General features: G+C 39.1%; 10 protein-coding genes. 2 read left to right on the forward strand and 8 right to left on the reverse strand.

Features of this window, described 5'->3' with window-relative positions:
- Nucleotides 1–327 precede the first annotated feature (327 nt).
- From murI to gmk, 5 genes are all read right to left on the reverse strand, one after another.
- Nucleotides 328–1,119 carry a glutamate racemase gene (gene murI, locus ADA56_RS03860; protein WP_049369347.1) on the reverse strand — a complete coding sequence of 264 codons (792 nt, stop codon included), beginning with the start codon at nucleotides 1,117–1,119 and terminating at the stop codon, nucleotides 328–330.
- A 30-nt stretch (nucleotides 1,120–1,149) separates the two neighbouring features.
- On the reverse strand, nucleotides 1,150–3,231 hold the full coding sequence (gene recG, locus ADA56_RS03865) for an ATP-dependent DNA helicase RecG (RefSeq protein ID WP_049369352.1): 2,082 nt from the start codon (nucleotides 3,229–3,231) through the stop codon (nucleotides 1,150–1,152).
- The gene (gene spoT, locus ADA56_RS03870; RefSeq protein ID WP_049369353.1) at nucleotides 3,231–5,351 is read right to left on the reverse strand and encodes a bifunctional GTP diphosphokinase/guanosine-3',5'-bis pyrophosphate 3'-pyrophosphohydrolase; all 2,121 of its coding nucleotides are present in this window, start codon (nucleotides 5,349–5,351) and stop codon (nucleotides 3,231–3,233) included. Before spoT ends, recG begins: the two co-directional genes overlap by 1 nt.
- A 75-nt stretch (nucleotides 5,352–5,426) precedes the next feature.
- On the reverse strand, nucleotides 5,427–5,693 hold the full coding sequence (gene rpoZ / locus ADA56_RS03875) for a DNA-directed RNA polymerase subunit omega (RefSeq protein ID WP_049369354.1): 267 nt from the start codon (nucleotides 5,691–5,693) through the stop codon (nucleotides 5,427–5,429).
- 60 nt (nucleotides 5,694–5,753) lie between these two features.
- A complete protein-coding gene (gene gmk / locus ADA56_RS03880) occupies nucleotides 5,754–6,380 on the reverse strand; it encodes a guanylate kinase (RefSeq protein WP_049369356.1) in 627 nt (208 codons plus the stop codon).
- Between the two features lie 218 nt (nucleotides 6,381–6,598).
- Here gmk and gap point away from each other — a divergent pair, with 218 nt between their 5' ends.
- Nucleotides 6,599–7,618 carry a type I glyceraldehyde-3-phosphate dehydrogenase gene (gap, locus tag ADA56_RS03885; RefSeq protein WP_049369358.1) on the forward strand — a complete coding sequence of 340 codons (1,020 nt, stop codon included), beginning with the start codon at nucleotides 6,599–6,601 and terminating at the stop codon, nucleotides 7,616–7,618.
- Between the two features lie 227 nt (nucleotides 7,619–7,845).
- On the forward strand, nucleotides 7,846–9,663 hold the full coding sequence (locus tag ADA56_RS03890) for an AMP-dependent synthetase/ligase (RefSeq protein ID WP_049369364.1): 1,818 nt from the start codon (nucleotides 7,846–7,848) through the stop codon (nucleotides 9,661–9,663).
- Between the two features lie 46 nt (nucleotides 9,664–9,709).
- Here the strand turns inward: ADA56_RS03890 and selD are convergent, their stop codons facing one another.
- From selD to ADA56_RS03905, 3 genes are all read right to left on the reverse strand, one after another.
- Nucleotides 9,710–10,747 (reverse strand): selenide, water dikinase SelD, encoded by a 1,038-nt coding sequence (gene selD, locus ADA56_RS03895; RefSeq protein ID WP_080972335.1) that lies wholly within the window; start codon nucleotides 10,745–10,747, stop codon nucleotides 9,710–9,712.
- A 60-nt stretch (nucleotides 10,748–10,807) separates the two neighbouring features.
- Nucleotides 10,808–12,076, reverse strand: a complete 1,269-nt coding sequence (locus tag ADA56_RS03900) for an HlyC/CorC family transporter (protein WP_049365011.1) — start codon at nucleotides 12,074–12,076, stop codon at nucleotides 10,808–10,810.
- 78 nt (nucleotides 12,077–12,154) lie between these two features.
- Nucleotides 12,155–12,940, reverse strand: coding sequence for a cytochrome C assembly family protein (locus ADA56_RS03905; RefSeq protein WP_049369367.1), 786 nt, complete (start codon nucleotides 12,938–12,940; stop codon nucleotides 12,155–12,157).
- Nucleotides 12,941–13,076: the final 136 nt, after the last annotated feature.

The raw sequence follows: 13,076 nt of genomic DNA on the forward strand, positions 1-13,076 counted from the left end.
TTCAATTCAAGTTCAATCGCTCAATACTGCTGACATAAAATGTCACTACTTAAAAAGTATATGAATTTCTAGTTAGCACCTATTAAGACTTCAAAATTAAAAAATATTTTTAAAACAAGTCAATCAACAAGTGCCCACACAGATTGTCTGATATATTGTTAAAGAGCAAAAAATAACGACGCACTGGTTTTTCTTAAGATTCACAACAGTGCGTCGTTGTGTGGGGCGTATTATAGGCATTTCAGACGCCTTTGCAAGATCTTTTTGTAAAAAAATGTAAATTTTTTTGCTATTTGCTTACAAACGCATCAACGTGACGAGAAAAAATCATTTTAAAACGGTAATTCCATCAAATCCCCAGAGAGCCAACGCTTGTTCTAATTGGTACTTATTCTCTACATCTTGCGTACAAAAAACCTGATTTTTCATCTCAGATTTTGACCGCACTTCTAATTTATCAAGTAAAAATTGTAGCCGTTTGGCAATAGCGAATCCTGGATCCATAAAATTCTTCACTTGAGGTAAGCAAATTTGAATTTCATCTTTAATTAAAGGGAAATGCGTACAGCCTAAACAAATCGTATCTAAATTCTCTATTGAGGCCCAGGGACTTAATTCATTTTTCAATGCAATCAAATCAACCGATCTCCCTTGGATTTTATGCTCTGCGATTTCAACCAATTTAGTTGAGCCTAACCGTTCAACCACACAATGGGCGGCAAACTGATGGATAAGCTCATTAACATAAGGGCGTTTAACCGTCCCCTTTGTCGCCAATAGTCCAATATGTTTCGTTTGTGATATTTCTGCCGCCGGCTTAATGGCAGGTACGGTGCCCACAATAGGAATAGAAAATTGTTCACGTAAAGGCGGTAACACCACCGTACTCGCGGTATTACAAGCAATCACAATGGCATCAAGTGGATAATTCCGATTAATTTTTTTACAAATACCCAATGTTCGCTGAATAATTGTTTCTTCTGATTTTTCTGAATAAGGAAAGCCAGCATTGTCAAAGCAATACAAATAATGGTTATCTGGCATCAGCTTTTTCGCTTCGCGATAAACGCTTAAGCCCCCCATTCCAGAATCAAAGAAAAGTACCGTTGATTTATTCATTTATAAAACTCTTTCCAAAATAACCGCACTTTAGGCATTCGAATAAATTTCTCGATTATTTAGCCAACGGCGGATTAAACTTTCTGCCACATCCGGATATTTTACAATTAATGCCTTAGCATAATGTTGAACTGTTGGGATCATTTTACGATCGCGCATTAAATTCGCCACTTTAAATTCGGCAATTCCCGTCTGTTTGGTGCCTAACACCTCACCTGGACCGCGAATTTCTAAATCTTTTTCCGAAATCACAAAGCCATCTTGGCTATCACGCAACACCTGTAAACGTTTTTGCGACACTTTGCCCAACGGCGGTTTATACATTAAGACACAAAAAGACGCCGTACTGCCACGCCCTACTCGTCCACGCAGCTGATGAAGTTGTGATAAACCCAAACGCTCAGCATTTTCAATGATCATGAGACTGGCATTCGGTACATCTACGCCTACTTCGATTACGGTTGTCGCCACAAGCAAGTCGAGTTCTGCATTTTTAAAGGCAGCCATAATATCTTGTTTTTCTTGCGGTTTCATTCGCCCATGTACAAGACCAATTTTGAGCATTGGCAAGGATTTCGTTAAATCTTCCCAAATTGCCTCTGCAGCTTGCGCTTCTAATACTTCAGATTCATCAATTAACGTACAAACCCAATAAGCCTGGCGTTTTTCATTAATACAGGCGTTTTTGACTCGAGCAACGATTTCATCTCGACGCTCTTCAGAAAGAACAACTGTCGTAATCGGCGTTCTACCTGGAGGCAATTCGTCAATAATTGACGTATCGAGATCGGCATAAACCGTCATCGCTAAAGTTCTCGGAATTGGCGTTGCCGTCATAATCAGTTGGTGTGGATAAAATCCTGCTTTTTCGCCTTTTTCTCGCAACATTAAACGCTGATGCACACCAAAACGATGCTGTTCATCAATAATCACCAAGGCTAAATCAGCAAATTCCACTTCCTCTTGGAACAAAGCATGCGTGCCCACCACCATTTGTACCGCACCAGACCTAATTTTTTCTAGCTCGGTTTGGCGAGCTTTCCCTTTCACCTTACCCGCTAACCAGCCAACTTCAATACCGAAAGGCTCTAACCAACGGCGGAAATTATTCGCATGCTGTTCAGCCAAAATTTCCGTTGGCGCCATTAATGCCACTTGTTTACCATTATCAATCGCTAATAAGGCAGCTAAGGCAGCAACTAACGTTTTCCCTGAGCCCACATCACCTTGAACAAGTCGCATCATCGGATAATCTTTTGCTAAATCCTGTTCAATATCGGCCACCACTCTATTTTGAGCATTCGTTGGTTGAAAAGGCAAAGATGCAAGAAAACGTTGTTTCAAATCGGTTTGATAATGCAATGGTAACGCTAAAAACTGCTGCGTACCCAACCGCACTTTTTGCATCGCAAGATTATGTGCAAGAAGTTCTTCAAAGATAAGTCGTTGTTGTGCCGGATGCTGTCCTTTCTCCAAAATATCTAATGAGATATCTGGTGGTGGACGATGCAAAAATCGAATAGCCTCCTTTAGGCTAAAAGGATGCGGATTAAATTCATTAGGTAAAATTTCCGTTAATTGGATTTTATCGAGTAAAGCCAATGCTTGATCGGTTAACTTACGTAATGAATTTTGTTTTAAACCTTCTGTTGTGGAATAAATCGGCGTGAGCGTTTCCTCTAGAACCAATGGTGCATTATCCCGAATGATTTGATACTCAGGATGATGTATTTCCGCCATAAAGCGTCCACGTTTAATTTCACCGAACGCTTTGACGCGCGTACCAATCTGAAAACTATTTTTCATTCCCGCGTTAAAATTGAAAAAACGGAGCATAATCTTGCTCGTTCCATCAGAGAGACTTACAGTTAAAATAGGACGGCGCCCAAAGGCAACTTCACAGGTTTGAACAACACCTTCAATGGTGGCATATTGTTCAGGACGAAGATCAGCAATAGGCGTAATTCTCGTGCGATCTTCATAACGGATAGGTAAATGAAAAAGTAAGTCTTGGAGATTATGAATTCCAAGACGGCTTAATTTATCGGAGATTGCCGCCCCAACACCAGATAAAGTGGTTAGAGGAACGGCATCGAGAAGTTGCGTGCTCATTATGCTTCATTAATATTGCGCTTCAAACGAATCACACTGGTAATTTGTTTTATTTTTCGCATAATGTTTTCTAAATGATAGATATCTCTCGCGCCAACTTGGATAATGACTAATAGCACATTATTCTCTAATTCTTCCGTCCAAATACTTTGAATATTACTTTCACAAGTCGCGACGGCTGTCATGAGGCTACCTAATACATTTTGTTCATTAAGCATTTCAATGTGTAATTCGGCATCAAAATTGACCGCACTTTCAGCCTCTTCCCATTTTGCGGCAGTAAAATCTTTCGTATTACTTGATGCTAAATTCGAACAAGCTTGATGATGAACAACCACACCTTTCTTCGCGGTGCTTAATGCTACGATTGGATCGCCCGGAATTGGATGACAACATTGAGCGAAAGATGCTTTCATTTCACCATCTCGGCTCAATGTTAGTGTGCTTTGCGTATTTTCAGAAACACCATCCACATCAATTTCAATAGCTTCATCCATTAATTGGTGAGCAATAACGCTCGACATTTGATTGCCCACACCAATTTCCTCAAAAAGCTCATTAAGGCTTGAGAGATTCAATTCATTCAATACGGCTTGGATTTTCTCTTCAGAAACTTCAGAGAGATAATGTGGTTTCAAAGCCATTTCCAACTGTTTTTTACCAGTTTGAACGGCATCATCTGCACGCAATAATTTTAAGAAATGACGAATACGAGTTCTTGCGCGAGCGGTCACTACAAAGTTTAACCAGCTAACACTTGGATGAGTATTTTCACTGGTCACAATCTCAACGGTTTGACCAGATTCTAAAGCTTGTGATAATGGATAAGGTTTATGCTCTACTACTGCCGCAACACAATGATTTCCCACATCAGAATGCACGGCATAAGCAAAATCGACAGCTGTTGCGCCCATTGGTAATTCAACGATACGACCTTTCGGCGTAAAGACATAAATTTCTTTCGGGAAAAACTCTGATTTTACATTTTCAATAAACTCAAAGGAGTTACCCACATTTTGTTGAATATCCACCAAACTTTGTAACCAACGTTGTGCACGCACTTGAGCCGTGGTGCTATCGTTTTTACCACCTTCTTTATACACCCAATGGGCGGTAATTCCCATTTCGGCAACCTGTTCCATCTCTTCAGTTTGCAAGTGGACTTCCACGGGCACACCATGAGGGCCAATCATTGAGGTTTGTAAAGCTTGGTAGCCATTTGCGCGTGGCACAGCAATATAATCTTTCACTTTACCCGGGCGAGGCTTATACAAACTATGCATTTGTCCCAATCCACGATAGCAATCATCAACCGAATTCACAATAACGCGGAAAGCATAAATATCCATAATCGAATGGAATTTCTGATCTTTCATGCGCATTTTTTGATAGATTTTATAGAGATGTTTTTCACGTCCCCAAATACGACTTGGAATACCCGCATCCTCAAGGCGTTGTGAAATATCATTAGAAATACGTTGGATCAATTCTTGACGGGAACCACGTGCCTGTTCGACGAATTTTTTAAGCACTTCATAACGACGAGGATGCATTGCCTCAAAAGATAAATCTTCTAATTCATTCTTGATATGTTCAATGCCTAAACGGTGAGCTAATGGACAGTAAATCTCTAGGGTTTCTTTTGCTATTCGACGACGTTTATCTGGACGTAATGCTCCCAGTGTTCGCATATTATGGGTACGGTCAGCCAGTTTGATTAAGACGACACGAATATCTCGAGTCATCGCTAAAATCATTTTTCGGAAGTTTTCAACCTGTGCTTCTTGGCGGGTGCGGAATTTTAATTTATCTAGTTTAGATACGCCTTCCACAATTTCGGCTACGCTAGCGCCAAATTCATCTTTTAATTGGGATTCAGTATAAGGGGTATCTTCGATAACATCATGCAATAATGCAGCCATGATTGCTTCATGGTCTAAATGCATTTCCGCAATAATTGAAGCTACCGCAACAGGATGAGTAATGTAAGGTTCGCCGCTTGAGCGAAATTGTCCTTCGTGAGCATCTCGCGCAATGACGAATGCACGTTTGATTAATTCAATTTTATCGGCGGGCAAATACCCCTGAATAATTCGATCTAAATCTGCAAACAATTCCAAAGGACACCTGACTTTTTGTAGAGAGAAAGACTAGGCGATCAAAATAGCTTTAATTTTGACCGCACTTTAATGAGATTATTCTGCGATTAACGCTACTGCCACTTCTTCGTTACGTTGAGAAACTGCCGCATCTAAATACTCTTTTGCATCCATGATTTCTTGGTTGATTAACCCTTTTTCGATTTCACGTAATGCAATGACAGTTGGCTTATCGTTCTCTTCCGGCACTAACGGCTCACTTTGATGTAACTCTAATTGTCTTGCACGACGAGCGGCGGTTAAAATTAAATCAAAACGGTTACCAATTTTTTCTACTGCATCTTGCACAGTCACTCGAGCCATGTTTTACTCCGATGTTAAAAATAATGTCTATAAAGGGAAAATATTGTACTCAATTCAAGCTTATTTTGCTAGTAGCTGATGAATTAAGTCTGCATTTTCTGTTTGTTGATAAGCTTTAGTCAAGCGTTCTGCCTGCAAAATGCTCTGCAAATCCGCTAATGCCTGTTCAAAATTATCATTCACAATAACGTAATCATATTCATCATAATGCGAAATTTCGCTGATTGCTTTTGACATTCGCTCCGCAATGACTTCTTTACTATCCTGTCCACGTCCAATCAAGCGACGTTCTAATTCAGGCAATGAGGGAGGCAAAATAAAAATACTTTTTACAGAAGGTACTTTTTGACGAATTTGCTGTGCACCTTGCCAATCAATATCTAAAAACACATCAATGCCTTTAGCCAAGTTTTCTTCAATTGCTGGTAATGAAGTGCCGTAATAATTACCACCAAACACTTTTGCATATTCTAAGAAGTGGCCTTTTGCAATTAAGGTTTCAAATTCTTCTACTGAAACAAAATAATAATGCACACCATGACTTTCGCCTGGACGAGGAGAACGCGTTGTGTGTGAAATAGACACCATTTTTTTCGTGCCTTGATTTTTTTCTAATAACGCCGAAATTAATGATGACTTGCCCGCCCCACTTGGTGCAGAAAGAATATATAAATTACCTTGAGACATAATTGAAACCTCTTCTTGTTGTTTGTTTTTATTATACAAAAAGAAAATGAAAAGTGCGGTCAAATTTTCATTTGTTTTACCAAATTGTTAAAAAGTGATCGAGATCACAAAAAAGTGGTATATACCCTTTTTTTTATCAAAATGCCCATGCTATAATCGGCGGGAACTCGTTAGAGCAACGATTTTGTTTAACTTAAAAAATAGAAGGTGAAAATCTTATGGCTATTAAAATTGGTATCAACGGTTTCGGCCGTATCGGTCGTATCGTATTCCGTGCAGCACAACATCGCGATGACATCGAAGTTGTAGGTATCAACGACTTAATCGACGTTGAATACATGGCTTACATGTTGAAATACGATTCAACTCACGGTCGTTTTGACGGTACTGTTGAAGTTAAAGACGGTAACTTAGTCGTAAACGGTAAAACTATCCGTGTTACTTCTGAACGTGATCCTGCAAACCTTAACTGGGGTGCGATCGGCGTTGATGTTGCAGTTGAAGCAACAGGTTTGTTCTTAACTGATGAAACAGCACGCAAACACATCACTGCTGGTGCGAAAAAAGTCGTATTAACTGGTCCTTCTAAAGATAGCACACCAATGTTCGTACGTGGTGTAAACTTCGGTGCATACGCAGGTCAAGACATCGTGTCTAACGCTTCTTGTACTACAAACTGTTTAGCACCTTTAGCACGTGTTGTTCACGAAACTTTCGGTATCAAAGATGGTTTAATGACTACTGTTCACGCAACAACAGCGACTCAAAAAACTGTTGATGGTCCATCAGCTAAAGACTGGCGCGGTGGTCGTGGTGCATCACAAAACATCATCCCTTCATCTACCGGTGCTGCGAAAGCTGTGGGTAAAGTATTACCAGCATTAAACGGTAAATTAACTGGTATGGCGTTCCGTGTTCCTACTCCAAACGTTTCTGTAGTTGACTTAACTGTAAACTTAGAAAAACCAGCAACTTACGAACAAATCAAACAAGCAATCAAAGATGCAGCTGAAGGTAAAACTTTCAACGGCGAATTAAAAGGCGTTTTAGGCTACACTGAAGATGCAGTAGTTTCTACAGACTTCAACGGCTGTACTTTAACTTCTGTATTTGATGCTGATGCAGGTATTGCATTAACTGACTCTTTCGTTAAATTAGTATCTTGGTACGATAACGAAACTGGTTACTCAAACAAAGTATTAGACTTAGTTGCACACGTATACAACTACAAAGGCTAATCAAAATAGCTAAAAAATTAACCGCTCTTTTTAGAGCGGTTTTTTATTTCTAATCAATTTAAATTTTCTCAATACTTTATATATTCTTTATTGCTCATTTCAATATAAAAATAGAAAAATAATATGTCTATTATTTATTCTATATTCACAAAATAATAACATTTTACTAGATTTTAAATTTATTTCGTTTATATTAGCGTACAGTTGTTCGCTCAAATAAGGCTTATATGAATTTAGAACGTCATTTCGTCAATCGAATTCGCCAGCAGGCAAAAACTCGTCAAAATGCAACCGCACTTCGCCATAAAATTAATGGCTTGTGGAAAGATATTTCATGGAACTCATTCCAACAACAGCTTGATCAGCTTTCATTAGCTTTTCTTGCTTGCAATATTCAAGTACAAGATAAAATTGCAATTTTTGCGCACAATATGTCACGTTGGACAATCGCCGATATTGCGGCACTTCAAGTCCGAGCTATCACCGTTCCAATTTATGCAACCAATACGGCACAACAGGCAGAATTTATTTTAAATCATGCCGATGTCAAAATTCTGTTTGTTGGCGATCAAGAACAATATGATCAAGCGTTAGAAATTGCGCATCAGTGTCCACAATTACAAAAAATCGTGGCCATGAAAGAACAAATTCAACTGAGTGAAAACACTCTTTCTTGCCATTGGGAAGATTTAATTCAATTAAGTACAGCCGAATTTCAGACTGAATTTGAAACTCGCTTGGCAAATAAAACGATGGATGATTTATTCACGATCATCTACACCTCTGGCACAACAGGTGAACCGAAAGGCGTAATGCTCGATTACAATAACTTGGCTCATCAACTTGAAGCCCATGATATTGCATTAGATGTTAATCAAGATGAGGTTTCACTTTCTTTTTTACCATTTAGCCATATTTTTGAGCGAGCTTGGGTTGCCTATGTGTTACATCGTGGAGCAATCCTTTGTTATCTCGAAGATACCAATCAAGTACGTGAAACATTAACAGAAGTGCGCCCAACCTTTATGTGTGCAGTACCGCGTTTCTATGAAAAAATTTATTCTGCCGTGCTTGATAAAGTACAAAAAGCCCCTTTTATTCGTCAGATGATTTTCCACTGGGCGATTGCAGTGGGGCAAAAACGTTTTGATCTTCTCTCTCAAAATAAAAAAATCCCGTTCTTCTTGCAAAAACGCTATGCGCTTGCTGATAAACTGGTACTGTCTAAACTGCGTTCATTGTTAGGCGGACGTATTAAAATGATGCCTTGCGGTGGTGCAAAATTAGAACCAACCATTGGGCTTTTCTTCCATAGTATTGGGATTAATATCAAACTTGGTTACGGCATGACTGAAACCACAGCTACCGTTTCTTGTTGGGATGACCATCATTTTAATCCAAATTCTATTGGTAAATTAATGCCAAATGCCGAAGTTAAAATTGGGGGAAATAACGAGATTCTGGTTCGTGGTGGCATGGTGATGAAAGGCTACTATAAAAAACCTGAAGAAACGGCCCAAGCCTTCACTGAAGATGGCTTCTTAAAAACGGGAGATGCCGGTGAATTTGATGCTGAAGGTAATTTATTTATTACCGACCGCATTAAAGAATTGATGAAAACGTCTAACGGTAAATACATTGCGCCGCAATATATCGAAGGTAAAATTGGTAAAGATAAATTTATCGAACAAATTGCAATTATTGCTGATGCAAAAAAATATGTTTCAGCGTTGATCGTGCCTTGTTTTGATAGCGTAGAAGAATATGCGAAAAAACTGAATATTAAGTATCAAGATCGCATGGAATTACTCAAACACTCTGAAATTATCAAGATGTTTGAACAACGTATCGAAAGTCTTCAAAAAGAATTGGCGCACTTCGAGCAAGTGAAGAAATTTACGCTACTCTCTCAAGCATTTAGCGTAAAACTTGGTGAAATCACGCCTACGCTAAAATTACGCCGAAAAGTGATTATGGAACGCTATCGTCATATTATTGACTCGATGTATTCCAACAACAAAGAAAACAAGGAAAATAAAGAATAAAAAAGTGCGGTGAATTTCACCGCACTTTTATTTTGACGAAAATAATTTATTCAACTTTAACCAATACACCCTCTTGATGAGGTTTTAATACACCGACCTCGCTAAGCTCAATACCGGCTTTTTTCGCAATCTCTAAGATTTCCACCTCACTTTCTGGTTTCACCGCAATCAACAAGCCACCAGAGGTTTGAGGATCGCAAAGTACCGCCTTTTGATAATCCGTAAGAGGACCAATTTTATGACCATAGCTTTCAAAGTTACGGTTGGTTCCACCTGGGACACAACCTTCTGCAATGTAATCTGCTACGCCATCTAATAATTTGATTTTATCAAAATGCACAACCGCATTAAGATTTGAGCCTTCACAGATTTCAGCTAAGTGCCCCAATAAACCAAAACCAGTTACATCCGTCATGGCGGTTACACCTGCAACTTCTGCAAATTGGCTACCAATCAGGTTCATTTGACACATGGCTGCTGTTGCCAATCCTTGATGTTCTGGTTTTAATTTGCCTTTTTTCTCTGCAGTAGTCAGCACACCGATACCTAATGGTTTGGTTAAATAAAGCTTACAACCCGCTTCTGCTGAGGCATTACGTTTTACACGATCCGTTGCAATAACGCCTGTTACCGCTAAACCAAAAATAGGTTCTGGTGCATCAATCGAGTGTCCTCCTGCAAGGGAAATCCCCGCTTGATGACAAGCAAAACGGCCACCATCAACAATTTTCTGTGCCACTTCCGCCGGCAATTTATTAATCGGGAAACCTAAAATGGCAATTGCCATAATCGGCTTACCGCCCATTGCAAAAATATCGCTAATGGCATTGGTTGCGGCAATACGACCAAAATCAAAAGGATCATCCACAATTGGCATGAAGAAATCCGTGGTACTAATAATTGCAGTACCATTGCCAAGATCATAAACCGCAGCGTCATCCGCTGTTTCATTTCCCACTAATAAATTGGGGTCAGCAAATTTTTCGAGTTTAGTCTGTAAAATTGTCCCTAACACCTTAGGCGAAATTTTACAGCCTCAACCTGCGCCGTGGCTGTATTGTGTTAAACGAATCTCATCCGTCATATTCAATCCTTTGTAAAAATAACGTACTTCTTAAAAAAGAGCAGTCAGAAAAAGCCATATTTAGGAGGCTAACTTCTCCACTTTTGCTTGCTTGATCATGTTATCGCTGACTTCTAAAATGGTAATTCTTAAGCCATTGATTTCACAAACAGTTCCTTCATCAGGAATATCTTCAAGATGCTCGAGAATCAAACCATTAAAGGTGCGTGCATCTTCTGTATCTAATTCCCAACCAAACATTTTATTCAAATCACGAAGATTTGCCGAGCCTTCAATAATCATCGAACCATCAGATTGCTGAACGACTTCTTGTTCAATAGTCGGTGCAGTAGTGGTTGTAAAATCACCCACAATTTCTTCTAAAATATCTTCAAGCGTGACGAGTCCTTTAATGTCACCATATTCGTCCACTACTAAACCAATACGTTCTTTTTTCGTACGGAAATTCGCTAATTGTGTTTTAAGTGGTGTCCCTTCTGGAATGAAGTACACTTCATCGACGGCACGTAATAAAGTTTCTTTGGTGAATTCATTTTTTTCTAATAACAAACGAAAGGCTTCACGCACACGCAAAATCCCTAATACTTGCTCATCAAGGCTACCTTTATACAACACAATTCGGTTGTGTGGTGCATGATTAAGCTGACGCATAATGGCTTTCCAATCATCATCAATATCAATCCCTGCTATTTCATTACGTGGCACCATGATATCGTCGACGGTAACCGTTTCCATATCTAAAATAGAGAGCAACATTTGTGGATGCTGTTCATCGGGTGTGGCTTCTCCCGCTTCTGATACAATACTACGTAGTTCTTCACGGCTAATCACTTGTTTTTGCATATCGGGTTTTAAACCCACCATTCGCATTAACGTTTTCGTGAAAATATTCATTAACCAAACTAATGGATAGAATACTTTTAACAATAGCGACAAAATGTGACTTGAAAAAAAGCCCACTTTCTCTGGGTGCATCGCCGCGACGGTTTTAGGGAAAATTTCAGAAAAAACAAGCATCACAAAGGTTAATAAACCTGTTGCAATAGCCACACCCGCATCGCCATATAAACGCATACCAATCATGGTTGCAATAGCTGAGGCACTGATGTTAACAAGGTTATTAAAAATCAGAATAAAACTTAACAAGGTATCAGGCTTTTCGAGCAGTTTTTCTGCTTTTTGCGCCCCTTTATTACCTTGTTCCGCCATAAAACGAAGGCGATATTTATTGAGAGAGAGTAATCCGGTTTCTGAGCCGGAAAAATAGGCTGATAAAACTAAACAAATAATGAGTGTAATAAATAAAGTACTAAGGGGGATACTGTCCAAGGGTAAATCCTTTTGTTCGTTAATCAACAAAAAGTGCGGTTATTTTCACCGCACTTTTTACCTGTTCTTTGATTTTGATTAAATCAAACGGCTACCAAAATAGCCAATCGTGAGCAGAATGATACCTGAAATTGCGTAAATAATCATCCTTTTTCCACGCCAGCCTAATCGCCAATGACCAAAACAAGCAATACCAAAACTAATCCAAGCAAGGAAAGAGAAAATTGCTTTGTGCAGATTTTCTAGAGTCACCGCTTGTAATACATGATAAGTACCCGAAATTAAAGTCAGTGTCAGTAATACTTCTCCCATCGCAAATAAACAGAAGAAATGACGTTCTACCGCCATTAATGGTGGAATCGCTGGCGAAAATTGAATTTTACGTTTTTTCAAATTACGGTCTAACCAGACCAACTGAATCACATAAAGCGTTGCAATAAAACAAACTGCATAGGTAAACAGCGACAAGCCGATATGGAACAGCATCAATGTATTTTGATTAAGCATCTGAATGATATGGCTTGATAAGAATGTCGCAAAGATCAAGCTAATGATCGAAAACGCATACACTATCGGTAAAACAAACCACATCGTGGAAACCAGAAACATTGAAAGCGTCGCTAAGGCAGCAATAATTACGCTCATTAAAGAAGCGATTTCCATTAGCGTAAAACTCTGCCCTGAGGCCAAATCCTCTAACAAAGGAAAAGTGCTGACCGCATGCAGAATAATTGCGACAAGTGCGGTCAGAAAAAATGGAATTTTGCTTTGACTCAACTTCCCTTCTGATGAGTTCATCAAAAATGGAGCGATCAGCAATAGACTAAGAATGTAAAAAATAATCGAAAAAAGGGCAAACCACATAATGCGTTCTCTTTACTAGGAATTATTCTTATTTTAACGGATCTTTTCTCTAGATCGCCATAATTTTATTTGAAATGATGAAAAACGCCCAAATTTCGGTATAATCACGGCAATTTTTTAAGAAAAAACAGGATTT

The organism is Parahaemophilus parainfluenzae, assembly GCF_001055095.1.
Lineage (GTDB): Bacteria > Pseudomonadota > Gammaproteobacteria > Enterobacterales > Pasteurellaceae > Haemophilus_D > Haemophilus_D parainfluenzae_Z.